Here is a 24,168-nt window from a genome sequence, read left to right as displayed (position 1 = left end):
TCAGAGGTCCAGGACGAGCTTCCCGCCGGCGCAGCGCGAGACGCAGATCAGCATCGAGTCCGCCCGCTCCGCGTCGGTGAGCAGCTCGTCCCGGTGGTCGACCTCGCCCTCCAGGACGGTCTGCCGGCAGGTGCCGCAGAAGCCCTGCGTGCACGAGTACATGAGGCCCGGCACCTCCTCCCGCACGGCGGCGAGCACCGACTGGTCGGCGGCGACGGCCACCGTCCGCCCGGAGCGCCGGAGTTCGACCTCGAAGGCGGTCCCGCCGGCGGGGGCGGCGAGGGCCGAGAAGCGCTCCAGGCACGGGGTGCGGCCCGTCGGCAGCGCGGCGGAGACGGCGTCCATCAGTCCGTCGGGGCCGCAGCAGTAGACCTGCGTCTCGGCCGGCACCTGCGCCAGGAAGGACAGGTCCGGATACCCCTCCTCGTCCTCCGCGACCACCGTGACGCGGTCGCCGCCGAGCCGGACCAGCTCGGCCAGGTACGGCATGGTGGCACGGGACCGGCCGCAGTACACGAGCCGCCAGTCCGCGCCCGCCGCCTCGGCGGCCCTGGCCATCGGCAGGACCGGGGTGATCCCGATGCCGCCGGCGACGAAGACGTACGCGGGGGAGTGGGCCAGCGGGAAGCGGTTGCGGGGTCCCCGGATCTCCAACTCGACGCCCTCGTGCAGCTGTTCGTGCACCTCGCGGGAGCCGCCCCGGCCGCCCCGCTCCTCGTCGACGAGCCGGGTCGCGATCCGGTAGACGTCCGCCTGGGCCGGGTCGCCGCAGAGCGAGTACTGCCGCACCCGTCCCGACGGGAGCACGACGTCGATGTGGGCGCCCGGCTCCCAGGACGGCAGCCGCTCGCCCTCCAGACGCAGTTCGACGACGCCCTCGGCGGGGACGGCCCGCCCGGTGACGAGCACCCGGCGGGGGACGGTCGCCCCGCGCCCGTACCCGGAGACCGGCGTCTCCAGGGACGGCATCGGCCACAGCGGCGCGGTCCTCATCCGCGAGCGGACCGCCCGGCGGACGAGGAGCGCGGCGCCGACGACGAGGGCGACGGTGGTGGACCGGGGCATCAGCGGCCTCCGTTGGCGCCGGGGGAGGAGGCGAGGTAGGCGACGGCCCGCGCGGTGTCGCCCTCCTGGGAGGGGTGGTAGGCGCGGCTCAGGTAACGGGGGATCGAGCGCAGCATGTCCGGGGTGGACGGCAGCACGCCCTGGCGGCCCTTGCGGTAGAAGTCGGCCCAGGCGACCTTCGGGTCGAGCAGGCTCGGGTCGTTCTCCATGAAGAAGCGGACCCCGCGCTGCCAGAGGAAGACGAGCGCGGAGAAGGCGAGCGCCCAGGTGCGGGCGCGGCGCCGGTAGCCGCCGTCGAGGTGCATGAAGAGGTCGAAGGCGACCGCCCGGTGCTCGACCTCCTCCGCGCCGTGCCAACGCAGCAGGTCCAGCATCATGGGGTCGGCGCCGCGCCGGTCCAGCTCCTCGGCGCCCAGCACCCAGTCGCCGAGGAAGGCGGTGTAGTGCTCGATCGCGGCGATCAGCGCGACCCGCTCCATCAGCCACCATCGGCGGGCGCGGCCCGGCGGCAGCGTCCGGTCGCCGAGCAGCTTCTCGAAGAACCAGTCGACCTGCGCGGTGTACGGCGTCGGGTCGAGCCCCTGCCGGCGCAGGTGCGGCAGCACGTCGTCGTGCGCCTGCGCGTGCACGGCCTCCTGCCCGATGAAGCCGATGACGTCCTCGCGGAGCCGGTCGTCGGTGATGTACGGCAGCGCCTGCTGGTAGACGTGCACGAACCACCGCTCCCCGGCCGGGAGGAGCAGGTGCAGCACGTTGATCGTGTGCGTGGTGAAGGGGTCGCCGGGAACCCAGTGGAGAGGTGTCTCCTGCCAGTCGAAGGCGACCTTGCGGGCCTTGAGCTCGACGTGTTCCGACGCCACCGGTGCAGGCTGCGTATTAGACATGTCGTCAATGTACTGAGGGGTAAGCACGGGGAACAGAGTCGTGCGGCGGCTTTTTGGGGCCCGGGCCCGCTCAGCCCAGGGCGGGCAGGCGGCGGCCGTCCTCCAGGGCGGCGCTCAGCTCCGCGCGGGCACCCGCCTCCGCCTCCGCCGCCAGGACCGGTCCCTCCGCGCGGGCCGTCACCCCGCCCTCGACCCGCACCGACGCCACGTCCGGGCCGCCCGCGGCCAGCACGTACCAGCCACCGGCCGGCGCCTGCCACAGCGCCCCGGCCAGCACCCTCGGCTCCCGAACCCCGCAGGCGGGCGCGTCCTGCGCGCGGGCGGCGAGCGCGGCCGGGACCTTCGGGTCCGGCGGCAGGAACTGCGCCAGGACCCGACTGCCGGTGCCCCGCCAGGTCTCCGCCCGCGTGCACACCCAGGCCGCCCGCCCCGCGCCCTCCGGCAGCGACTGCCGGGCGAACCGCCAGGCCCGCACCGAGCCCACCCCCTGCCCGAGCACCGTCGTCAGCTGACACGCCGTCCGCGCCCACACCGCCCGCGCCTCCCGGCCCGTCGCGTCCACCGGCGCGCCGGGCGGCCCCCACAGCAGCCGGGCCGGCACCAGCTCGCCGAGGTCACCGAGCAGCCGGCCGCCGGAACCGTCCGCCACCTGAAGCGTGTTCCACCGCGCGCACTCCTTCGCGAGCGCCGGGCTCGGCACCGCGTCGGTCACCCCGCGCGCGTCCCGCCGCAGCGCCCACGGCTCCTTGCCCGGCATCAGCAGGTCCCGCACGGCCGTCCCGGTCACCCAGGGCGCGGTCAGGTACCGCACGTTGCCCGCCGCCCGCGTCACCACGACCGCGCTCGCCCCCGGCCCCTCCGCGCCGTCCGCGCGGGCGAAGTCGAGGGCGGCGCCCGCCGTCCCCTCCACCGGCTCGGCGTACCGCACGATCCGCAACCCGTCGTGGAAGAGCACCACCCGGGCCGCGTCCACCCGCCCCGCGAACAGCAGCTGGGGCGGCCCCATCGGCGGCCCGACCGGTGTGCCCGGCGTCGCCGAGGACTCCACCGCGCCGCCGGGCCGCGCCCACACCGCGAGCGCCCGCCGCAGCAGCGGCGCGTCCCCGGCGAGCTCCCCGCGCGCCGGCCACACCGAGAAGTCCCGCCGTACGGCCCCGGGCCAGACGGCCGGCGCGACCCGCCGCACGTTCGCCGGGTCGAGCGCGGCCTCGGCGGCGGGGTTGCGGGCGTAACTGGGCGCCGCAGCACCGTTTCTGCCCCAGCCGTCGCCCGGCAGCCCGAGGAGCGCCCCGCACACGAGCAGCGCCACCGCCCCGACCAGCACCGCCCGCCCGTGCTGCCGCCGCCGCAGCAGGTCCCCGGGCCGCGCCTGGAGGGCGCACGGGTCGAACTCCGGCGACTCCAGCAACGAGGCCCCGCCGAGCCGGGTCGCGGCGGCGGGGGAGGGAGCGGCGGGAGAGACCGACGCCCGCCTTGGTCCGGCCTGTTCGGCCACCCGCCCTGGTCCGGCCTGTTCGGCCACGCGCCCGGGCCCGGCCTGCTCGGCCACCCGCCCGGGTCCGGCCTGTTCGGCCACCCGCCCGGCGGGGCCCGGAGCCTCCTCGTCCTCCTCCAGCGCGGCCAGCTCCTCCAGCGCGGCCCTCGGATCCGCGGCACCCGCCGCGGCCAGTACCCGGAGGACCTCCGCGTCGCCCTGCCGCTCCAGACCGCGCAGCACGTACGCGGCGCGGGCCGGGGCGGAGAGCCCGGCGAGCAGCTGGTCCAGGGCGAGTTCGTCCGCCCCGCCCGCCCGGGGAAACAGCCGCAGCCCCCACACCTGCGGCAGCAGCGGCGGCAGCTGCGCCCGGCGCGGCAGGGCGAACCGCCGCAGCGGCAGCCCGGCGACCAGGGCCTGCCGCAGCACCTCGCCCCGCACGTACGCGTACCCCGGGTCCACCGCGTCCTCGGGCCGCCGGGCCTCCGGCACGGCGGGCCCCGGAACCCGCCGGCGCGGCAGCGCCCGCTGGACCAGCGCGTGCGCGGTCAGCACCCGGCGCGTGCGGGGCATGGCGGGCGGCAGGACCAGGTAGGCGATGCGTACGAGCCGCGGATAGCGCTCGACGAGGGCGGCCTCGGCCTGCTCGACGTCGACGGGGCCCACGGGCGAGGGGACGAGATCCTGGGTGCTCACGTTCAGCAGAACGAGCGATTCTTGCGATGGTCACCCCGGGCGGGCCGCGCGCCGCCCGGGCCGCCGGACCGCCTCAGGCCGCGTGGACCGTCAACCGCTCCCGGAGCAGCGCGATCGTCCCGTCCGGCACCCCGAGCCCGTCCCGTACGTACGCCTCCATCGAACCGTGCCGCGCCGCGACCTCCTCGAACCCCGCGTCCAGGTACTCCGGCAGCACTCCGATCATCGCCAGTGCCAGGTCCGGGTCGCCGCCCTGGGTGACGAACCCCTCGATCATCGGCGCGAACGCCTGCCGCACCGCCGGGTTCACGGCCAGGTACTCCTCCCGCACCGTCGCCTCGTCCGCGCCCAGCAGGGTGAGCACCACCGTCGCCGCCCAGCCCGTGCGGTCCTTCCCGGCCGTGCAGTGGAAGAGCAGCGGCCCGGCCCCCGGCGTCGCCAGCTCGACGAGCAGGGCACGGTAGGAGGCGCGGGCCGAGGGGCTGCCGACGAAGGCTCGGTAGGTCCCCCGCATCGCCTCGATGATCCGTCCGCCGCCGAGGTGACGTTCGGCGAGCGCCGGATCGGTGAGCAGCGTCTTCAGCCGCGCGGCCGGAGGCAGCCCGCTGGCCGCCAGGTGGTCGGCGAGCACGTCCGCGACGAGCAGCCGGGCGCCGTCCGGCAGCCGGTCGGGCCGGTCGGCGCGCTCGGCCGCGGTCCGCAGGTCGACGACGGTCCGCAGCTTCAGCGCCGCCACCGCCGCCTCGTCCGGTTCGAGACGGTCCAGCTGCGCCGACCGCAGGACGAGGCCGTCGCGCACCGACCGCCCGCGGCCCAGCGGCACCCCGCCGAGGTCCCGGAGGTTGGCGACGGAGGCGGCGGCGATCGCGGGCATGGGCGGTACTCCTCCGAGGGGACGGGTCGCTCTCACCCGACCGTAACGGCCGGGACCCCACTCGGCACCAGCAGCCGAAGTAGTCCGTTCCGTACCACCCGGAGGCGGTCTGCCGGACTCCTGCGGCGGGTGACAGCATGTCCCCGATGACGCATCCCCTCTCGCCGCTGCGCGCCCTGAGAGCCGCCCTGTTCGCGGTCGTGTGCGTCGTTCTGGCAGCGGTGGGGCATTCGTCCCTGTCTGCCCATGTGCTCGACCCGTCCGCGCTCCTCGCCGCCTTCGCCGTCACGGCCGCCGGCGCCTGGTGCGCGGCCGGCCGCCGGCGCGGCCCGGTCGCCTGCGCGGCCGGCACCCTGGCCGCCCAGGCCGTCCTCCACCTGACCTTCTCGCTGACGGGCGCCCACGGGACCGCACCGGCGACGGCGACGGACCACGGAGCCCACGGCTCGTACGGGACGCCGGGGGCGCACGGGACGCACGGTGTCCATGGCGGCACCGCTCCCGAAGGGCTGCTCGACTCCTCGTCGACCGTCGCCCTCCCCTCCTCCTTCCCCTCCCTCTCCTCGTTCTCCTCCGTCCTCGACGGGGGAGGAGGAATGCTCGCCGCGCACCTGCTGGCCGCGCTGGTCTGCGGGCTGTGGCTGGCGCGCGGCGAGGCCGCGTTCTTCGCGCTGGCGGAAGGGGCGTCCCGGCCGCTCCGACGGCTCTTCGCCGCACCCCTCGGGCCCGTCGCCGTCCCCTGTGACCCGCGCCGCCCGGTGCGCCGGCCGCGCCGGGGCGCCCGGCGGCCGCACGTCGTCGTCCTCGCGTCCGTCCTCTCCCGGAGGGGGCCGCCCCGCCGGCCCCTCACCCGCGCCACGGTCCTCGGTCCGCTCGTCTGACGCCGCCGGGGGCCGCTTCCCCCTGCCCGACGGCAGGCCCCCACCGGAACCCTCACGAGACTCCGAGGACAGTCATGACCATCGACGATCCCGCACGCCCCGACGCGGCAGACGCCGCGACAGCCGAGAAGCCGGCCGCCCCGCCGTCCCGCGCCGGCGCCTGGACCGCCCTCCGGCCCCTTCTCCTCCGACTCCACTTCACCGCCGGTCTCCTCACCGCCCCGTTCCTGCTCGTCGCCGCCCTCAGCGGGCTGCTCTACGCGCTCTCCTTCCAGGCCGAGAAGGCCGTGTACGCGCACGAGCTCTCCGTACCGGTCGGCGACGCCGTCCTCCCGCTGGACCGCCAGACGGACCTCGCCCGCGCGGCGAACCCGGACGGCACCGTCACCGCCGTCTGGCCCGGCGCGGAACCGGGCGCGACCACCCGCGTCCTGATGGCCGACCCCGACGCCCCCGAGGGCACCTCGCTCGCCGTCTTCGTCGACCCGTACACGGGCGAGGTGCGCGGGCAGCTGCCCAGCTACGGCAGCAGCGGCGCCCTGCCGCTGCGCACCTGGATCGACGGCCTCCACCGCGACCTGCACCTCGGCGAACCCGGGCGGATCTACAGCGAACTCGCCGCGAGCTGGCTCTTCGTGCTGGTCCTCGGCGGCCTCGCCCTCTGGATCGCCCGGCGCCGCGCGAAGCGGCGGGCCCTGCTGGTGCCGGAGCGCGGCCCCGCGTCCCGCCGCCGCACCCTCTCCTGGCACGGCTCGGTCGGCCTCTGGGCCGCCCTCGGCCTGCTGCTGCTCTCCGCGACCGGCCTGACCTGGTCCCGGTACGCGGGCGAGAACATCGGCGCCCTCCAGGACCGGCTCGGCGGCGCCACCCCCACCCTCTCCGCCGGTGTCGCCGGCGGCACGGCCGGCGCGGGCGGCGAGCACGCGGGCCACGGCCCCGGCCACCCGCCGGCCGACCCCGCCCCGGCGCCCACCGCCGACATCGGCGTCGACCGGGCCGTCGCCGCCGCCCGCGCCGCCGGCATCGACAGCGCCTCCATAGCCGTCACCCTGCCCGCCGACGGCAGCGGTTACGTGGTCAAGGAGACCGACAAGCAGTTCCCCGTCGAGCTGGACCAAGTCGCCGTGGACCCCGCCGACGGCACCGTCCTCGACCGGCTCGCCTTCGCCGAGTACCCGCTGCTCGCTAAGCTCACCCGGATCGGCATCGACGCCCACACCGGCGTCTTCCTGGGCCTGTTCAACCAGCTGGCGCTCGCCGCCCTCGCCCTCGCGCTGATCCTGATGACCGTCTGGGGCTACCGCATGTGGTGGCTGCGCCGGCCCCGCCGCCCGGTCGGCCGGGGCGCGTGGCGGAGGCTGCCGGTGACGCTGCTGCTGCCGCTCGCCGCGACGGCCGCGCTCCTCGGCTGGTTCGTCCCGCTGCTCGGCCTCAGCCTGCTGGTGCTGCTCGGCGCCGAGTTCGTCCTCGCCCTGGCCGGTCGGAGGGCGAGGACGCGCTAGCCGGCGGTCAGGGCAGGTACTTGTAGCCGACCCGCCGCACGGTCTGGATCGTGTGGCGGTGCTCGGCGCCCAGCTTGCGGCGCAGCCGGGCCACGTGGACGTCGACCGTCCGCCCGTCGCCCACGTGCCCGTACCCCCACACCGTCTGCACCAGCTGGTCGCGGGTGTGCACCCGGTACGGGTGGGCGACGAGGTGGGCGAGGAGTTCGAACTCCAGGTACGTCAGGTCCAGCGCCCGCCCGTCGACGGAGGCGATCCGCCGCTCGTCGTCGATGGCGACCGGCCCCTCGGACCCGGCCGGCACCGGTGCGGGCGGTTCCTGCTCGGCGGGCAGCAGCACCAGGTAGCCGACCATCGGCGGCCGGCCGGGCAGCGTGGGCAGGGCGTGCGGAGGGGCGGGCAGCAGCGTCGCGCCCGGCGGCAGGAAGTCGGCGACCCGGGCGAGCCCGGCGACCTCGTCGGGGGCGACGGCGCGCAGGCGGGGGCGGGCGGCGGGGGCGAGCGGGGCGGCGGCCTGGATCTGGGCCATGGGAGGTCTCGGCTTTCTCGCGGGAAGAAACGGACGGACAGGTGTCGTACGTCACTGCGCGTCGGCCGAAGGCCGTGGACCGGACAGGGCTCCGGTCGGGGTTTTAGAGGGCCGACGCGTTCCTCACGCGCCGACAGCACCGGTCGTAGTCGTGGTGCTGACGGGAAGGCCAGAACGGCTCGAGGTCGTGGCGACCCCGCGCGCTGTCGTTCCGCTCCATGCTGGCCATATCCCTATTAAACCAGGAGGGAACGCCGGAGCGAAGAGGTGCCCACGGGACGAGACGCCCGCCACACGCGAAGGTGCCCGCCGGCGAACCGGCGGGCACCTTCGGGGAACTGGCGGGCGATCAGACCTGGCCGGCCTTGGCGAGCGCCTCGCAGCAGGTGTCCACCAGGAGGCGGGTCACCACGTACGGGTCGACGTTCGCGTTCGGGCGACGGTCCTCGATGTAGCCCTTCCGGTCCTGCTCGACCTGCCACGGGATGCGGACCGAGGCACCGCGGTCGGAGACGCCGTAGGAGTACTCGTCCCACGGGGCGGTCTCGTGCAGACCGGTCAGGCGCTCGTCGATGCCGGCGCCGTAGTTCTTGACGTGGTCGAGCGGCTTCGAGCCCTCGCCCAGCGACTCGCAGGCGGTGATGATCGCGTCGTAGCCCTCGCGCATCGCCTTCGTGGAGAAGTTGGTGTGCGCGCCGGCGCCGTTCCAGTCGCCCTTCACCGGCTTCGGGTCGAGCGTCGCGGCGACGTCGAAGTCCTCGGCCGTGCGGTACAGCAGCCAGCGGGCGACCCACAGCTGGTCGGAGACCTCCAGCGGCGCCAGCGGGCCGACCTGGAACTCCCATTGGCCGGGCATGACCTCGGCGTTGATGCCGGAGATGCCGAGACCGGCCTTCAGGCAGTTCTCCAGGTGCGCCTCGACGATCGGACGGCCGTGGATCTCGTCCACGCCGACGCCGCAGTAGTAGCCGCCCTGCGGGGCCGGGAAGCCGTTGACCGGGAAGCCGAGCGGACGGGTGCCCTCGAAGAAGGTGTACTCCTGCTCGATGCCGAAGATCGGCTCCTGGGAGGCGTACTTCGCGGCGACCTCGGCGAGCGCGGCACGCGTGTTGGACTCGTGCGGCGTCATGTCCGTGTTGAGGACCTCGCACAGCACCAGCACGTCGTTGCCGCCGCGGATCGGGTCCGGGCAGGAGAAGACCGGCTTGAGCACGCGGTCCGAGGCGTGGCCCTTGGCCTGGTTGGTGCTGGAACCGTCGAAGCCCCAGATCGGCAGCTCCGCCAGCGGCAGCCCCTCGCCCGCGATGATCTTCGTCTTGGAGCGAAGCTTCGCGGTCGGCTCGGTGCCGTCGATCCAGATGTACTCAGCCTTGAAGGTCACGGGGTCATCCTTAGGGCGTGGCGTGCTGCTGCGGGTGTCGTCCGCGGCGGCTCGCGGCGCTGCGAGAAGCTGCGGGGCGGCGCCCAACGTCCGGCCGGTGACCCGGCCCGCCGCGCGTGGCGCCTTCGTGTGACCGCAGCTTCGCAACACGGGATTTCCCGGTGGTTGCCCGTTTGTGAACCCCGTGTTACTCAGCCTTCCCGCGAGGCGCGCGCCGCCCGTGCGAGGCCGTGGGCGTCGAGCAGCGGACCGAAACCGGCCGCCCGGATCCGCCGGACCAGCTCCTCGCCGGAGATGCCCAGCGCCTCCGCCGTCCGCCCCGGATGCCAGTCGCACGACGCCAGCCTGCGCAGCAGATAACCCCGTCTGACCTGCGCGTCCGAGAGGCGGAACGTCTTCAGGTAGGCCGTCCGCCCCTTGTGGTCGGTGATCAGCTCGCCGATGTGCTGCCCCCGCCCGTCCCGCAGGAACGGCGGCAGGAAGCGGTACAGCGAGAAGGAGCCCATCCGGTACACCCGCTCGAAGGCGTACGGCGTCTCCAGGAGGTCCCGCGCCATCAGCCCGTCGTGCGCCACCGCCCAGCGCCGCTCCTGCTCCCGGGCCGCCGCCCGCAGGCCGGCGAGGTCCCGGACACCGCCGGCGCCGTCCCGGATCCGGGCCGTGAACTCGGGCACCGGCGCACCGTAGTGCGCGTACTGGTGGACCAGCTCGCCGTACAGGTCCTCCACCAGCGTCGGATGCAGCAGCCGGTAGTCCTCCGGACGCGGCACGACGAAGGCCGCGGCCAGCGCGTCCGCCGCGTACACCAGCACCCCGCACTGGCCCGGGTGCACCTCGAAGACCCGCAGCGCCTCCGCCAGACCCGGCACGTCCACGCCCGCGTACGCCGCCTCCGCCCGGGGCGAGAGGCCCCGCCGCAGCGCCTGCCGCGACCACTCCTCCCACAGCACCGTCGGCCCGCCGAAGTGCAGCGACAGATAACCGTCCAGGGCGAGGTGCAGCGGCAGGAACCGCAGCCGGCGCTCCCCGCGCCGCCGCTTCGCCAGCCGGTGGTGCGGGGCGCGCACGGGCACGACGGCGGCCGGCCCGTCCCCGAGCCGCGTCCCGTACGCCGCCTCCTCGCGGCCCGTTCCGGACCAGTCGGCGACGAAGCCGTGCGGGACGTACGAGGTGTAGACGGTGCCGTCGCCCACGTCCACGGCGTCGTCCCCGGACCCGTCCACGACCGCGCCCGGCGCGGCGTACACCTCCCGGCGCAGCCGCAGTCCGTCGACCGGCTCCTCCCGCACCAGCGGCACCAGCCGGATCCCGCCCCACACCTGCGCGGCCCGCACGTCGAGCCCCGTCAGATCGATCCGGGTCACCGCCCCACCGCCTTCCCGTGCTCCGCGAGGTAGTCCGCCACCCGCCGGTCCAGATAGGCGCGCAGCTCCGTCAGGCCGGTCCGCCCCTCGGCGAACCCGGCGATCTCCACGAGCGCCGGCAGGTCCTCCGCGTCCCGGATCCCGACGGCCGGCACCGAAGGACCCAGCCGGCGCACGTCGAACACCCCCGCGTCGTATACGGGGTTCACGTGCACGGCCGCCGTCCGCCGCTCCGGATCCAGCCGCGACCGCCACACCCGCAGCACCTCTCCCGCGAGTCCCGGCGGCGCGTTGTCCCAGCCGTCCGAGACGACCACGAGCCGCTCGGGCCGGCCGTCGAGCGCGTCGAGGATCCGCATCCCCAGCGGAGTGGGCCCGTACGGCCTGACCAGCAGGGGATCCGTACCACCCGAGGTCCACAGGCCGGTGTACGCCCCCGGGGCCGCCAGCGCCTCCAGGAGGAAGTGGCAGCCGAGCGCCACCGCCAGCGGCCGGCGCCGCTTCACGCCCGAACCCGACGAGGAGAAGCTGTCGTCGAGGACGGCCGCGACCCGCCCCCAGCTCCCCGCGTACGGCCCCGCCGCCCGCCGTGCCGCCGCCCGCAGCGCCCCCGTCAGCTCGGCCCGCCGCGCCGCCCGCTCCGCGAACGGCAGCGCGAGCACGTACAGCGCGAGCCGGGTCAGCGGCATCCCCGCCAGGTCCGGGGCGCCCGCGGGCCGCCCGGCGGCCCGCTCGCCGCGCAGCCGTTCGAGCCGGGTCATCCGGGGCGCGATCCGCTCCAGGAACACCGCCCGGTCCACCCCGTGCCGCGCCGCGAACCCCTCGGCGACCGTGAACGGCAGCTCGTACAGCGCCTCCTCGGCGAAGTGGGCCCGCCGGTACGCCTCCAGGGTCCGGTTCGCGTACCGCACCCGGCGCCCCGGCGCGAAGAGGAAGTCGCCGGTCTCGGCGTCGGCGGGCGGCAGGTGGGCGTGCTTGAGGGCGGCCTTGACCCCGGGCCGGTACTTCACGGCGTCGAGCGCCGGATCCGGCCGGGCGGCCAGCCACTCCCGCACGATCGCGCGCGTGCGCCGGTTGTTCACCCCGGCCTTCCGGAGCGTCCGGAACAGCCGGTAGACCCGCTGCGGCGCCATCCGCGCCAGCCGGGCCGCGACCAGGCGCCCCTCCCCGTCCCCGGCCTCGCGCGGCGTCCGCAGCAGCTGCTCGACGACGAGCGCGGCGTTGTGGTCGTTGATGTCGAGCGCGAGGCACGCGGCGTACAGCGGCCGGTAGTTGACCCGTACGTACTCGTGCAGGAAGGCGAGCGACAGCCGCTGCTCGGCGGCGGAGGACCTGAACTCCCGCTGCCCGGTCGCGGTCACGGCCGCGTTGACGAACAGCAGCACGTCCTCCGCGGCGACGAGCTCGGACACGACGCCCCCTGTCTCTCGCGTGTCGGAGTGCCGGCCGGGGAGAGGAAGCACGAACAGCGAAGACGTTGCTTTACCAGGCAGGTATCGGAAGTCGTACCGAAGTCCCGCGGCCGGCACCCCGAGCACGCTAGACGCCGCCGCCCGTCACCGCCACCGCATTCCCCCGCGCCCTCTGGGCCCCGCCCCCACGTCCTCCCCGCTCCGGGTCCGGCCGCGACCGCTTTCCCCAGCGCCCTCCGCGCCACCGCGCCCCGCCCGCGTTTCCCCCGTGCCCTCGCCGCCACCGCGCCCGGAGCCCGTGTCACCGCGCCCCGGCCCCGCGTCACCCGCGTTCCCCCGTACTCTCCCGGCCCCTCGCCACCGCACCCGAGCCCCGTGACACCCGCTTTCCCCCGCGCCGCCTCCGCACGGCAGACTGCCCCCATGGCCACGCACAGCATCCTCCCCGCCCTCCCGGACCGTCCTCGCATCGGCCTCCTCGGCACCGGCCCCTGGGCCGCCCGCACCCACGCCCCGGCGCTCGCCGCCCACGAGGGGAGCGAGTTCCACGGGGTGTGGGGCCGCCGACCGGAGGCCGCCGCCGAGCTGGCCGCGGCCCACGGCACGCGCGCGTACGACGACCTGGACGCCCTCCTCGACGCCTGCGACGCCGTCGCGTTCGCCCTCCCGCCGGACGTCCAGGCGCCGCTCGCGGCCCGTGCCGCCCGGGCCGGCTGCCACCTCCTCCTCGACAAGCCGCTGGCGACCACGGTCGAGGCGGCCCGCGAGGTCACGGAGGCGGTGGCGGAGACGGGCGTCGCCTCGATCGTCTTCTGCACCCTGCGCTTCGCCCCGGAGACGGCCCGCTGGATCGAGGAACAGCGGGCGACGGGCGGCTGGTACGTGGCCGAGGCCCGCTGGCTCGGCTCCCTGTACGCCCCCGGCGCCGACAGCCCGTACGCGGCGAGCCCCTGGCGCCGCGAGAAGGGCGGCCTCTGGGACGTGGGCCCCCACGTCCTCTCGGTCCTCGTCCCGATCCTCGGCGACGTCACCGGGGTGCGGGCGGCGAAGGGCCCGGACGACACCCACCACCTGATCCTCGGCCACGCGACGGGCGCGAGCAGCACGGCCACGCTCACCCTGAGCGCGCCGCCGGCGGCGGCGGGCGCGTCCCTCACGCTCCACGGTACGGCGGGCAGCGTCACCCTCCCGTCCTGGAACGGCGCCGGGCCCGCCTACACCGAGGCGATCACCGCCCTCCTCACGGCGGCCCGCACGGGCACCCCCCACCCGTGCGACGCCCACTTCGGTCTCCGCCTCACGGAACTCCTCACGGAGGCGGAGACCCGGGCGACGACCCTCTGAGGACGGCCCAATGACGGCGGGCCCTTCCGGCGACAGCCCTCCGACGACGGGCCCTCCGACGACGAACCACTGACGGCGGGCCCTCTAGCGACGAACCACAGTCGGCGGGCCCGCCGACTTTTCGGCCCTCCGACGGCGGCCGTCCCGGCGGTCAGCTCCGTCCGAGGGCGTCCCGGACGGCCTCCTCGGTGCGGCCGACGACGGCGGTGCCGTCGTCGGCCGTGATGATCGGGCGCTGGATGAGCTTCGGGTGGGCGGAGAGCGCCTCGATCCACCGCTCCCGGTCACCCGGCTCGCGCCCCCACTCCTTCACGCCGAGCTCCTTGGCGACGGCCTCGCCGGTCCGCGTGATGTCCCACGGTTCGAGCCCGAGCCGCCCGAGCACGTCCCGGATCTCGTCGGCGGAGGGCACGTCCTCCAGGTACCTGCGGACGGTGTACTCGGCCCCCTCCGCGTCGAGCAGGGTGAGGGCTCCGCGGCACTTGGAACAGGCGGGATTGATCCAGATCTCCATCCCCCCAAGTTACCCCCAAACCCCGTCCGACCAGGCCCGATTGTCAGTGCCCCGCACTAGAATGGGAGTCGAAGCAAGGGCCCCGGGGAGGGCCCCCGCCACCGTTCGCCAGGAGGTAGCCCATGGCAGTCGCCGTGATCCGCAGGCCGTCCATCGAACCCTTCACGCCCGTCGAGAAGAAGGCCCTTCCGGCCGGCCGCCCCCGCGAGTGGTACGTCACGCACAACCGCCGCCTGAAGGCCATGCGCCTCGCGATCGCGCTCCTCGACTCCGGCGTCTACGTCCCGAGGAAGGCGACGAACGCGGCGATCCGCACCATGGCCGAGCGCATAGGCATCCACCCGCCCTCCAACCTCACCTGCCGCATGGTCCGCACCCTCATCCGCGACAAGGCCCACTGACCCCTGATTCCCACTGCGCCCCGGCCGCCAGACGCGGCGAAGGCCGCCGCCCCGGGATACGGGGGCGGCGGCCTTCGCGGTATGCGGGGTGCCTCGCGGTTTAGAGGTCGTAGTAGAGCTCGAACTCGTGCGGGTGCGGGCGGAGCTGGATCGGCGCGATCTCGTGGGTGCGCTTGTAGTCGATCCAGGTCTCGATCAGGTCGGAGGTGAAGACGCCGCCGGCCTGGAGGTACTCGTTGTCCTCCTCCAGGGCCTTCAGCACGGCCTCCAGGTTGGTCGGGACCTGCGGGACGCCCGCGTGCTCCTCGGGGGCGAGCTCGTACAGGTCCTTGTCGATCGGCTCCATGGGCTCGATCTTGTTCTTGACGCCGTCGAGGCCCGCGAGGAGGAGGGCGGAGAAGGCGAGGTACGGGTTCGAGGACGGGTCCGGCGCGCGGAACTCGACGCGCTTGGCCTTCGGGTTCGAGCCCGTGATCGGGATGCGCATGGCGGCGGAGCGGTTGCGCTGCGAGTAGACCAGGTTGACCGGCGCCTCGAAGCCCGGGACCAGGCGGTGGTAGGAGTTCACCGTCGGGTTGGTGAAGGCGAGCAGCGACGGGGCGTGCTTGAGGATGCCGCCGATGTAGTAGCGGGCGGTGTCCGACAGGCCCGCGTAGCCGGCCTCGTCGTAGAACAGCGGGTCGCCGTTGGACCACAGGGACTGGTGGACGTGCATGCCCGAGCCGTTGTCACCGAAGATCGGCTTCGGCATGAAGGTCGCGGACTTGCCGTTCCGCCAGGCGACGTTCTTGATGATGTACTTGAACAGCATCAGGTCGTCGGCCGCGGCGAGCAGCGTGTTGAACTTGTAGTTGATCTCGGCCTGGCCGGCGGTGCCCACCTCGTGGTGCTGGCGCTCGACCTGGAGGCCGACCTTCTCCAGCTCCAGGGACATCTCGGCGCGCAGGTCGGCGAAGTGGTCGACCGGCGGGGCCGGGAAGTAGCCGCCCTTGTAGCGGACCTTGTAGCCGCGGTTGTTCTCCTCCGCACCGGTGTTCCAGGCGCCGGCCTCGGAGTCGATGTGGTAGAAGCCCTGGTTCGCGGAGGTCTCGAAGCGGACCGAGTCGAAGACGTAGAACTCGGCCTCGGGGCCGAAGTACGCGGTGTCGGCGATGCCGGTGGAGGCGAGGTACGCCTCGGCCTTCTTCGCGATGTTCCGCGGGTCACGGCTGTACTGCTCGCCCGTGATCGGGTCGTGGATGAAGAAGTTGATGTTGAGCGTCTTGTCGCGGCGGAACGGGTCCAGGCGGGCCGTCGACAGGTCGGCGCGCAGCGACATGTCGGACTCGTGGATGGCCTGGAAGCCGCGGATCGACGAGCCGTCGAAGGCCAGCTCCTCGGACGGGTCGAAGGCCGTCGCCGGGATCGAGAAGTGCTGCATCACGCCGGGAAGGTCGCAGAAACGGACGTCGACCATCTTGACGTCTTCGTCCCTGATGAACTTCGCGACTTCCTCGGCGTTCTGGAACCCGTGCTTGGACATCCAACTCCTCCTACTCCCGGCCCGGGGAGGGGCGGGGTTGCAGCTCGGTGATGCACCAGTGCGGTGGCGCACGCTCGGACCCGACCCTAGGCAGTCGGGATTTCTCAAGCATGACCCATTTGTTTCGTCGAAGTTAACCGGGGCGGGTGGCGCCCCTCCGTGTCGCGTCCCCTCCGCACCCGGACCGAAGTGATCGAAAACGGGCGCAGTACCGTGGTCGGGTGGACAACAGGCAAGCACTCGGATCGTGGCTCTCCGGCCCCCGTGCCGCGGCGGAGCAAGCAGGCGTGGACTTCGGCTACCGGGGGCAGCAGCTGGGACTCCCCGAAGAGGGGCCCGGCTCCATCGCCCGCCCGGGCGCCCGGCTCGGTGCGCTCGCGGTCGACTGGGGCCTGTGCCTGCTGATCGCATACGGTCTCCTCACCGACGGCTACGGGCAGGCGACGAGTAACTGGGCCCTGCTCATCCTCTTCGCGATGAACGCCCTCACCGTCGGTACCGTCGGCGCCACCCCCGGCAAACTCCTGTTCCGGCTGCGGGTCGTCTCGGTGGCGGGCGGCCGGCTCTCGCTGCCCCGCGCCGTGCTCCGCGCGGCCCTCACCTGCCTGGCGATCCCCGCCCTGGTCTGGGACCGGGACGGCCGCGGCCTCCACGACCGCTTCTCCGGCGCCGTCCAGGTGCGGGTCTGACCCGGCGGACGCCGGAACACGGGGCCCGCCGCGCGACACGGGCCGCCGGAACACGGACGAAAGGCGGTGCCCCGGACCTCTGGGAGGTCCGGGGCACCGCCTTTTCCGCTTCTTGGAGCGCGTCAGCGCATCTTTCCGCCGCGCGGCATCTTCATGCCCTTGGGCATCGGGCCCTTCGGCAGGGGCATGTTGCTCATGAGGTCGCCCATCGCCCGCAGCCGGTCGTTGGCCGCCGTCACCTGGGGGCCGCTGAGCAGCCGGGGCAGCTTCAGCATCTTGGTGCGGACCTTCTTGAGCGGGACCTGGCCCTGCTCCTCGTCGTTGCCGACGATGATGTCCGTCACCGGCACGTCGACCAGGATCCGGGCCATCTTCTTCTTCTCGGCCACGAGGAGCGGCTTCAGCCGGTTCGGGTTGCCCTCGCCGACCAGGACGATGCCCTGGCGGGCGACGGCCCGGTGCACCACGTCCTGGTTGCGGTTCATCGCGACCGCCGGGGTGACCGTCCAGCCGCGCCCGATGTTCTGCAGCACCGCCGCGGCCGCGCCCGGCTGGCCCTCCATCTGCCCGAAGGCCGCCCGCTCGGCACGCCGGCCGAAGACGATCGCCATCGCCAGGAGCGCCAGGACGAAGCCCAGAATGCCCAGGTAGACCGGGTGCCCGATCAGGAAGCCGATACCGAGGAGGACACCGAGTACGACGATGCCCACGCCGGCCACGACGAGCCCGACCTTGGGGTCGGCCTTCCGGGTCATCTTGTACGTGAGGGCGATCTGCTTCAGTCGCCCGGGGTTCGCGGCGTCAGCGCCGCCCGTGTTTGCCTTCCTCGCCATGCCTTGAAGTCTACGTGGCCCGGGACGTCCGGCCCGACGCGGCCTCCAGCACGTGCTGGGCCTCCATGCGGTCCTTGGCGCGGCGGCGGTCCTCCAGGACGGAGGTCCAGGCGTTGCGCCGGGCGGTGCGCTGGCCGGCGCCGAGGACCAGGGCCTCGACGGCCCGGAGGGCGCCGGTGACGGACGGGAGGGCACTGACGCGGACATGCGTCGACGCGGCCGGCATGTGCGGTCCTCTCTCGGGAGCGGGTGAGACGAGGTGGGGGGGGAGCGAGCGATGGTGGCGGTGCGTGGAACCATGCTCACAGAACGGTGTTACCAGGGCATGACCCGGCGGTCAAACCCTGATGAAACGCCGATGAGCGACCCCCGGACGGCGGAACGGCCCGTGGGGCCCCGCTGAACTGCGGGGCCCCACGGGCCGCTCTCCCCGACGCTCGCACCGGCAGGCGACACCGTGTGCGGGGACTCACACCGGAGACCGATACCGGCACCTACACTCCGGCTCGGCTGCGCTGCTCGGTACATGGTCGCGCTCCGCCTCGCCACCGTTCCGGCCGCGTGCCCGCCCTCGTTCCTCGGACGGACCCGCGACCTACACTCCGGCTCGGCTGCGCTGCTCCATGGCCTGCTGGTAGAGGCGGCCCGCCCGGTACGAGGACCGCACCAGCGGGCCCGACATCACGCCGGAGAAGCCGATCGCGTCGGCCTCCTCCTTGAGCTCCACGAACTCGTGCGGCTTCACCCAGCGCTCCACGGGGTGGTGCCGGACGGAGGGGCGCAGGTACTGCGTGATCGTGATGAGCTCGCAGCCCGCGTCGTGCAGCTGGCGCAGCGCCTCGCTGACCTCCTCGCGGGTCTCGCCCATGCCGAGGATCAGGTTGGACTTCGTGACCAGGCCGTAGTCGCGGGCCTGGGTGATGACGTCCAGGGAGCGCTCGTAGCGGAAGCCGGGGCGGATCCGCTTGAAGATCCGCGGGACGGTCTCGACGTTGTGCGCGAAGACCTCGGGGCGGGAGTCGAAGACCTCCTTGAGGAGCTCCGGCACCGCGTTGAAGTCGGGGGCGAGCAGCTCGACCTTGGTGCGGCCCGCGGCGCGCTCGGCGGTCTGCTGGTGGATCTGGCGCACGGTCTCGGCGTACAGCCAGGCGCCGCCGTCCTCCAGGTCGTCGCGGGCGACGCCGGTGATGGTGGCGTAGTTCAGGTCCATCGTGACGACCGACTCGCCCACGCGGCGGGGCTCGTCGCGGTCGAGGGCCTCCGGCTTGCCGGTGTCGATCTGGCAGAAGTCGCAGCGCCGGGTGCACTGGTCACCGCCGATGAGGAAGGTCGCCTCGCGGTCCTCCCAGCACTCGAAGATGTTGGGACAGCCCGCCTCCTGGCAGACCGTGTGCAGGCCCTCGCTCTTCACGAGGCTCTGCATCTTCGTGTACTCCGGACCCATCTTCGCGCGGGTCTTGATCCACTCGGGCTTGCGCTCGATGGGGGTCTGGGCGTTCCGGACCTCCAGGCGCAGCATCTTGCGTCCGTCGGGGGCGACTGCGGACACATCGGCTCCTGTAGCTTCGATTCTTCGGCGCACACCAGGGTACGCCCGTTGCTTCCGTGCCTTGCTACGTCTGGCCAACCCGTGGCCAGAGCTGCGCATTCCTCAGGCGGACGCCGTCTCCACCGGCCGCTCGATCTCGCGCGGCTTGAGCTCCGCGTTCTCCAGCACGTCCCGGAGGTGCTTCTCCACCACGGGGAGGACCTCCTCGACGGTGATGTCGCGGCCCAGCTCGTTGGCGAGCGAGGCGACGCCCGCGTCGCGGATGCCGCACGGGATGATCCGGTCGAACCAGGCGTTGTCCGGGTTCACGTTGAGGGCGAAGCCGTGCATCGTGACGCCCTTGGCGACGCGGATGCCGATGGCGGCCAGCTTGCGGTCCTCGCGGCGCTGGCCGGCGTTGGAGGGGGCGTACTCGGGGCCGTGCAGCCGCGGGTCGAACTCCTCGTCCGTAAGGCGCGGGTCGAAGTCCAGCGAGAGTCCGCCGAGGGAGGGCCGCTGCTCCACCGGGTCGCCGAGGACCCAGACCCCGCTGCGCCCCTCGATGCGGGTGGTCGCCACGCCGAACTCGGCGGCGGTCCTGATCAGCGCCTCCTCCAGGCGGCGTACGTGCGCGACGACGTCCACCGGGCGGGGCAGCTTGAGGATCGGGTAGCCGACGAGCTGGCCGGGCCCGTGCCAGGTGATCTTGCCGCCGCGGTCGACGTCGACGACGGGGGTCCCGTCGAGCGGGCGCTCGCCGTCCTGCGTGCGCCGGCCCGCGGTGTAGACCGGCGGGTGTTCCAGGAGCAGACAGGTGTCGCCGATCTCGTCGGCGAACCGCGCTGCGTGCACCTCGCGCTGCTTGTCCCAGGCCGTCCGGTACTCGACGGCTTCCGTGCCGAAGCCCAGGCGGACGAATTGCAGCTCACTCACGGCCATGCCTCCTCCTGGGTGCCCGCGGCCGGGTTCCGGGGATCGTCCCGGGGTGGGAGCCGGCCCGGCACCCTGCGTCTTTCGCGCCCATGCCACTGTACGGCGGCGCGCCGCGATCCCGACGGGCAGGTGGAGGGGGGCGGAGCCCCGGACCGTCGTCAGCACGAAGTGGCAACGTCGGTTCCGGTTCCTCACACGATCGGATGAATGTGGGGCGAAGCTGGCGGTACGGGCCGGGATGACCGCTACATTCACGCCGTTCCATGAGGGTCGAAAACGGGCTGCCACCTGCGCCCGAAGGCAGGAGACCGCACAGCCGATGACGGAACGACCACCGCAGCGCGTCCCGAACCGACAGCTCGCCGCGCTCATCGCCGAGGCCGGGTTCTCCAACGCCGGGCTCGCCCGAAGGGTGGACCAGCTCGGCCTGGAGCACGGGCTCGATCTGCGGTACGACAAGACCTCCGTGACCCGCTGGCTGCGCGGGCAGCAGCCGCGCGGCACCACCCCCGCCCTCATCGCCGAGGTCTTCACCCGCCGCCTCGGCCGCCGCCTCACCGCCCAGGACCTCGGCCTCGACGCCTGCGCGCCGGTCTACGCCGGCCTGGAGTTCGCCGCCACCCCCGAGGAGGCCGTCGACATCGTCAGCGGCCTGTGGCGCAAGGACTCCGGCAGTCACGCCGAACTCCGCAAGATCGCCTTCACCCCGGCCGGGCTCGTCGTGCCCAGCCGCGACTGGCTCATCGGCCGCGCCGACGACCGCGTCGCCCGCCACGAGCAGGCGCCCCCGCCGCCGGTCCGCCCGGCCGCCCCCGGCGGGCCGGCCCGCCCCCTCGGGACCCAGGACCCGCGGGTGCCCCAGCAGGGCCGCCACCACGTCCCCCGCCAGCGCGGCACGGAACGCGGCCCCGGCCAGCGCGTCAGCGCCGGCGACATCGCCGCCCTCCGCTCCGTCGGCGACCTCTTCCGCACCCTCGACCACGCCTACGGCGGCGGCCACGCCCGCCAGGCCCTCGTCCGCTACCTGGAGCACGAGGCCGAACCCATGCTCCGCGGCAGCTACGGCGAGACCACCGGCCGGCGCCTCTTCGCCGCCGCCGCCGACCTCACCCGGCTCGCCGGCTGGACCTCGTACGACATCGCCGCCCACGGCCTCGCCCAGCGCTACTTCGTCCAGGCGCTCCGCCTCGCGCAGGCCGCCGGCGACCGGTCCTACGGCTCCTACGTCCTGCTCACCATGAGCTGCCAGGCCGTCTACCTCGGCCACGGCCGCGAGGCCGTCCAGCTCGCCCGGGTCGCCCAGCAGGGCGTCGGCTCCGCCGCGCCCCCGGTCGTCCAGGCGATGCTGCACGCCATCGAGGCCCGGGGTCACGCCGTCCTCTCCGAGGCCCGGGCGTGCAGTGCCTCCCTCGTGCGGGCCGAGCGGGCCCTGGAGTCCGCCCGGCCCGGCGACGAGGTGCCCCACTGGGCGCGCTCCTTCGACGAGGGCCAGCTCGCCGACGAGCTCGGCCACTGCCACCGCGACCTCCAGCAGTACCGCCCCGCCGCCCAGCACGCCGAGCGCGCCCTCCAGCTCCGCGCCCCCGGCTACGCCCGCAGCCGGCTCTTCTGCCGGGTCGTCCTCGCCACCGCCCGGCTCGCCCTCGGCGAGCTGGACCAGGCCTGCGCGCTCGGTGCCGAGGCCGCCCAGCAGGCCGCCGACATGCGCTCGGCCCGCGCGATCGAGTACGTCCGCGACTTCGAGCGCCGCCTGGAGCCCTACCGCGACGCCCCACCCGTCCGCACCTACCGCGACCGGGTCTCCACCCTCGGCTGACCCGCCGGTCCCCGGACCCGCGCCCGGCGGGTCAGGCCGCCGTCTCCTCCTCCGCCTCCTCCGGGAGCGCGGGGCGGAGGCCCAGGTCGGCGAGGACGGCGTCCGCGGCGCGCTCGCCGGAGGCCAGCGTGGACCGAAGGGTGCCCGCGGCCCGGTGGTCGCCGCAGACGTAGAGGCCCGCGAGCAGCCGCACCGAGCGGCACGGGTCGTGCCCCGGGGGAGTCGCCAGGACCGCGTCCCGGGTGTGGTGCAGGGCCAGCAGCTCCCAGTCGTCCGTGGACGTCCCGTACAGCGCCGCCAGGTGCTTGCGGACCCGCCGCTCGGCGTCGTCCGGGGGCGTCCCGAGCACCGTCGAGGTGATCAGCGGCCGGCCCACCGGAGCCCGCGTCGGGTCCACCGCGCTCATCACCGCCGTGTGCGCCACCGGACCGCCCGGGTCCGACTCCAGGAGCAGCGTCGGATCCGCCGTCGGCGCCACCGGGGCCGTGTGGTGCACCACCGTCACCGGGTGGTACGCCGGGACCCGCAGGCCCGGCAGGAGTCCCGCCGCGCTCCGCGCCCCCGTCGCCAGGACCACCGCCCGGCAGCCGACCGTCCCGTGCTCCGCCGTGTCGACCCGGGCCACCGACACCGCGGAGACCCGGACCCCGGTACGCACCGTGCCCGCCGGCAGCAGCGCCGCCAGCCGCTCCGGGACCGCGGCCGAGCCGCCCTCCGGCACCGACACCCGGCCCCGCGCGAAGGCCCGCAGGGCCAGGTCCGCCCGCCGGCTCGACACCGCCAGGTCGGGATCGGCGAGGAGCGCCGCGAGCAGCGGCCGCAGCACCGTCTGCACGGTCCTGGCCGGCAGCCGGCCGGCCAGCGCCTCCCGCGCGGTCCGTTCGGGCCGGGCGAGCAGCCGCTGCGTCGGCGTCGCCGCGAGTCGCACCAGCGAGGCGCCGAGCCGCGCCTGGTCCAGGGAGGCCGCCGGATGCCGGGGGGCGCTCGCGAGGGCGCGCGCCACGGTGAACGCGCCCCTGCGGGCCCTCGGGTGCGGGGCGCCCCAGCGCGCGTACCGCCCGTCGGTGTGGAGCAGCACCCCGGGCGCGAAGGGCCGCGGCACGACGCCGCCGAGCCCGGACAGGGCCCGCAGCTCCTCCGGGGCGAGGGTGAGCAGCCGGCCCACCCGGTCGAGGCGGAAGCCGTCGGTCTCCCCGGTGGCGTGGCGGCCGCCGATGTGCGGCTCGGCCTCCAGGACGGCGACCGAGAGCCCCGCCCCGGTGAGCCGTCGGGCCGCCGAGAGTCCGGCGACCCCCGCGCCCACCACCACGACGTCGACGTCCTCGACGCCGGCGATGTCCTCCTGTCGTGCCTGCTGTGCGCTGCGTGCGGTACTGAGCACGTGCCCCTCCCCAGGTCTGCGCCGCCTGTTGGTGGCCTATGCCCCCAACCGGCCCCCGGAATGCCCGAGTTCGCGATCCATGTCGACTGGTGGCCACCGAGGGTAGGCAGCGCTCCCACGGCACCGGGCCCGCGCGCGGCGGGCTTGCCGGAGCACGGGGGAGCGCAGGGAGCGCTCGGGCGCGGCTCAGCGGGGCGCGGCGGCCCGGATCGACGCGTCGATGGTGGGGAAGGCGAAGGAGAAGCCGGAGGAGAGCAGGCGCCGGGGCAGCACCCGCTGGCTGCCGAGGACGTCGGCGGCGAAGTCCCCGAGGACCAGTTTCAGGGCGGCGGCGGGGACCGGGAAGGGCGTCGGGCGGCGCAGGACGCGGCCCATCGCGGCGGTCACCTCGCGGTTGGTGACGGGCTCCGGCGCGGTGAGGTTCACCGGCCCGGAGAGCGTCGGCGTGTCCATCAGGTGCCGCAGGGCGGCGACCTCGTCGTGGAGCGAGATGAAGGACCAGTACTGCCGGCCGTCGCCCATCCGTCCGCCGAGCCCGGCCCGGAAGACCGGGAAGAGCCGCCCCCAGGCGCCGCCCTGACGGGCCACCACCAGTCCGGTGCGGGCGTACGTCACCCGGATCCCGGCGTCCTCGGCGGGCGCCGCGGCGGCCTCCCACTCCACGCACACCGAGGGCAGGAAGCCGGTGCCGGCCGGGGCGCTCTCGTCCACCGCGCTGCTTCCGGTGTCGCCGTACCAGCCGAGGGCGGTGCCGCAGACCAGCGCCTCGGGCGGCTCGGCGAGTCCGGCGAGGGTCCGGGCGATCGCGGTGGTGCCGAGCACCCGGCTGTCCCGGATCTCCTTCTTGTACGCCTCGTTCCACCGGCGTTCGCCGACGCCGGCGCCCGCGAGGTGCACGACCGCGTCGACGCCGACGAGCCCGGCCCCGTCCACGTACAGCCGCTTCGGGTCCCACTCGACCTCGTCGGCGGTCCTGGCGGGGCGGCGGACGAGCCGCAGGACCTCGTGCCCGTCGGCGCGCAGGGAGCGGACGAGGGCGGCGCCGATGAGCCCGGAGGCTCCGGTGACGGCGACGCGCTTGCGGGGGACGGAAGGCTGCATGGCCCCCATCCTGCCCGGTGGGGGGAGGGGCGTGGCAGAGTGGC

The 24,168-nt window shown here is 74.6% G+C and carries 22 protein-coding genes; 6 read left to right on the top strand and 16 right to left on the bottom strand.

Annotation, left to right across the window (positions count from 1 at the left end; translation table 11 throughout):
* The 4 genes from ACFZCF_RS01960 to ACFZCF_RS01945 all read right to left on the bottom strand — a co-directional run bounded on the left by ACFZCF_RS01960 (nucleotide 1) and on the right by ACFZCF_RS01945 (nucleotide 4,993).
* Entirely contained in the window at nucleotides 1-1,065 is a 1,065-nt protein-coding gene (locus tag ACFZCF_RS01960; RefSeq protein WP_391283967.1) for a 2Fe-2S iron-sulfur cluster-binding protein, read from the bottom strand.
* Entirely contained in the window at nucleotides 1,065-1,949 is an 885-nt protein-coding gene (locus tag ACFZCF_RS01955) for a metal-dependent hydrolase (RefSeq protein WP_388440011.1), read from the bottom strand. The genes ACFZCF_RS01960 and ACFZCF_RS01955 overlap by 1 nt, the downstream gene beginning before the upstream one ends.
* Nucleotides 1,950-2,019: 70 nt before the next feature.
* A complete protein-coding gene (locus ACFZCF_RS01950) occupies nucleotides 2,020-4,119 on the bottom strand; it encodes a hypothetical protein (protein ID WP_391283964.1) in 2,100 nt (699 codons plus the stop codon).
* Between the two features lie 73 nt (nucleotides 4,120-4,192).
* A complete protein-coding gene (locus tag ACFZCF_RS01945; RefSeq protein ID WP_391283962.1) occupies nucleotides 4,193-4,993 on the bottom strand; it encodes a tyrosine-protein phosphatase in 801 nt (266 codons plus the stop codon).
* 146 nt (nucleotides 4,994-5,139) lie between these two features.
* Between ACFZCF_RS01945 and ACFZCF_RS01940 the strand changes: the two genes are divergently transcribed.
* The gene (locus tag ACFZCF_RS01940) at nucleotides 5,140-5,874 is read left to right on the top strand and encodes a hypothetical protein (protein ID WP_391283960.1); all 735 of its coding nucleotides are present in this window, start codon (nucleotides 5,140-5,142) and stop codon (nucleotides 5,872-5,874) included.
* A gap of 74 nt (nucleotides 5,875-5,948) precedes the next feature.
* The gene (locus ACFZCF_RS01935) at nucleotides 5,949-7,376 is read left to right on the top strand and encodes a PepSY domain-containing protein (protein WP_391283958.1); all 1,428 of its coding nucleotides are present in this window, start codon (nucleotides 5,949-5,951) and stop codon (nucleotides 7,374-7,376) included.
* 7 nt (nucleotides 7,377-7,383) lie between these two features.
* Here the strand turns inward: ACFZCF_RS01935 and ACFZCF_RS01930 are convergent, their stop codons facing one another.
* The 4 genes from ACFZCF_RS01930 to ACFZCF_RS01915 all read right to left on the bottom strand — a co-directional run bounded on the left by ACFZCF_RS01930 (nucleotide 7,384) and on the right by ACFZCF_RS01915 (nucleotide 12,062).
* Nucleotides 7,384-7,905 (bottom strand): winged helix-turn-helix domain-containing protein, encoded by a 522-nt coding sequence (locus tag ACFZCF_RS01930; RefSeq protein ID WP_388439996.1) that lies wholly within the window; start codon nucleotides 7,903-7,905, stop codon nucleotides 7,384-7,386.
* Between the two features lie 349 nt (nucleotides 7,906-8,254).
* Entirely contained in the window at nucleotides 8,255-9,286 is a 1,032-nt protein-coding gene (glnII, locus tag ACFZCF_RS01925; RefSeq protein ID WP_391283955.1) for a glutamine synthetase, read from the bottom strand.
* A 191-nt stretch (nucleotides 9,287-9,477) separates the two neighbouring features.
* Nucleotides 9,478-10,650 (bottom strand): hypothetical protein, encoded by a 1,173-nt coding sequence (locus ACFZCF_RS01920; RefSeq protein WP_391283953.1) that lies wholly within the window; start codon nucleotides 10,648-10,650, stop codon nucleotides 9,478-9,480.
* The gene (locus ACFZCF_RS01915) at nucleotides 10,647-12,062 is read right to left on the bottom strand and encodes a hypothetical protein (RefSeq protein WP_391283951.1); all 1,416 of its coding nucleotides are present in this window, start codon (nucleotides 12,060-12,062) and stop codon (nucleotides 10,647-10,649) included. Before ACFZCF_RS01915 ends, ACFZCF_RS01920 begins: the two co-directional genes overlap by 4 nt.
* 423 nt (nucleotides 12,063-12,485) lie before the next feature.
* On the opposite strand from ACFZCF_RS01915, the gene ACFZCF_RS01910 reads away from it, so the two are divergent.
* Nucleotides 12,486-13,406: a Gfo/Idh/MocA family oxidoreductase gene (locus tag ACFZCF_RS01910; RefSeq protein WP_391283949.1), complete on the top strand. Its 921-nt coding sequence runs from the start codon at nucleotides 12,486-12,488 to the stop codon at nucleotides 13,404-13,406.
* 151 nt (nucleotides 13,407-13,557) lie between these two features.
* On the opposite strand, the gene ACFZCF_RS01905 is transcribed toward ACFZCF_RS01910, so the two are convergent.
* Nucleotides 13,558-13,920, bottom strand: coding sequence for an arsenate reductase family protein (locus ACFZCF_RS01905; RefSeq protein ID WP_388439981.1), 363 nt, complete (start codon nucleotides 13,918-13,920; stop codon nucleotides 13,558-13,560).
* Nucleotides 13,921-14,042: 122 nt separating this feature from the next.
* Here ACFZCF_RS01905 and ACFZCF_RS01900 point away from each other — a divergent pair, with 122 nt between their 5' ends.
* Nucleotides 14,043-14,321, top strand: coding sequence for a hypothetical protein (locus tag ACFZCF_RS01900; protein ID WP_391283947.1), 279 nt, complete (start codon nucleotides 14,043-14,045; stop codon nucleotides 14,319-14,321).
* A gap of 100 nt (nucleotides 14,322-14,421) precedes the next feature.
* Here ACFZCF_RS01900 and glnA read toward each other — a convergent pair whose 3' ends face one another.
* Nucleotides 14,422-15,843 carry a type I glutamate--ammonia ligase gene (glnA, locus tag ACFZCF_RS01895; RefSeq protein WP_359522404.1) on the bottom strand — a complete coding sequence of 474 codons (1,422 nt, stop codon included), beginning with the start codon at nucleotides 15,841-15,843 and terminating at the stop codon, nucleotides 14,422-14,424.
* 221 nt (nucleotides 15,844-16,064) lie between these two features.
* Here glnA and ACFZCF_RS01890 point away from each other — a divergent pair, with 221 nt between their 5' ends.
* Nucleotides 16,065-16,532 carry an RDD family protein gene (locus ACFZCF_RS01890; RefSeq protein ID WP_391283945.1) on the top strand — a complete coding sequence of 156 codons (468 nt, stop codon included), beginning with the start codon at nucleotides 16,065-16,067 and terminating at the stop codon, nucleotides 16,530-16,532.
* Between the two features lie 122 nt (nucleotides 16,533-16,654).
* Here ACFZCF_RS01890 and ACFZCF_RS01885 read toward each other — a convergent pair whose 3' ends face one another.
* The 4 genes from ACFZCF_RS01885 to lipB all read right to left on the bottom strand — a co-directional run bounded on the left by ACFZCF_RS01885 (nucleotide 16,655) and on the right by lipB (nucleotide 19,826).
* Nucleotides 16,655-17,365 carry a DUF4191 domain-containing protein gene (locus ACFZCF_RS01885; RefSeq protein WP_388439972.1) on the bottom strand — a complete coding sequence of 237 codons (711 nt, stop codon included), beginning with the start codon at nucleotides 17,363-17,365 and terminating at the stop codon, nucleotides 16,655-16,657.
* 10 nt (nucleotides 17,366-17,375) lie between these two features.
* Nucleotides 17,376-17,591, bottom strand: a complete 216-nt coding sequence (locus ACFZCF_RS01880; protein WP_382812766.1) for a hypothetical protein — start codon at nucleotides 17,589-17,591, stop codon at nucleotides 17,376-17,378.
* Between the two features lie 369 nt (nucleotides 17,592-17,960).
* Nucleotides 17,961-18,914 carry a lipoyl synthase gene (gene lipA / locus ACFZCF_RS01875; RefSeq protein WP_388439969.1) on the bottom strand — a complete coding sequence of 318 codons (954 nt, stop codon included), beginning with the start codon at nucleotides 18,912-18,914 and terminating at the stop codon, nucleotides 17,961-17,963.
* A gap of 102 nt (nucleotides 18,915-19,016) precedes the next feature.
* Nucleotides 19,017-19,826, bottom strand: coding sequence for a lipoyl(octanoyl) transferase LipB (gene lipB, locus ACFZCF_RS01870; protein ID WP_388439966.1), 810 nt, complete (start codon nucleotides 19,824-19,826; stop codon nucleotides 19,017-19,019).
* Nucleotides 19,827-20,145: 319 nt separating this feature from the next.
* On the opposite strand from lipB, the gene ACFZCF_RS01865 reads away from it, so the two are divergent.
* A complete protein-coding gene (locus tag ACFZCF_RS01865) occupies nucleotides 20,146-21,642 on the top strand; it encodes a regulator (RefSeq protein WP_391283941.1) in 1,497 nt (498 codons plus the stop codon).
* Between the two features lie 31 nt (nucleotides 21,643-21,673).
* On the opposite strand, the gene ACFZCF_RS01860 is transcribed toward ACFZCF_RS01865, so the two are convergent.
* Both ACFZCF_RS01860 and ACFZCF_RS01855 read right to left on the bottom strand, forming a co-directional pair.
* The gene (locus ACFZCF_RS01860; RefSeq protein WP_388441739.1) at nucleotides 21,674-22,978 is read right to left on the bottom strand and encodes an NAD(P)/FAD-dependent oxidoreductase; all 1,305 of its coding nucleotides are present in this window, start codon (nucleotides 22,976-22,978) and stop codon (nucleotides 21,674-21,676) included.
* 231 nt (nucleotides 22,979-23,209) lie between these two features.
* Nucleotides 23,210-24,133: a TIGR01777 family oxidoreductase gene (locus ACFZCF_RS01855; protein ID WP_391283939.1), complete on the bottom strand. Its 924-nt coding sequence runs from the start codon at nucleotides 24,131-24,133 to the stop codon at nucleotides 23,210-23,212.
* Nucleotides 24,134-24,168: the final 35 nt, after the last annotated feature.

This window comes from Streptomyces sp. NPDC007945, assembly GCF_042958885.1.
Lineage (GTDB): Bacteria > Actinomycetota > Actinomycetes > Streptomycetales > Streptomycetaceae > Streptomyces.
The sequence above is the reverse complement of the archived record's forward strand: the minus strand, read 5'-3'. Positions and strand labels throughout refer to the sequence as shown.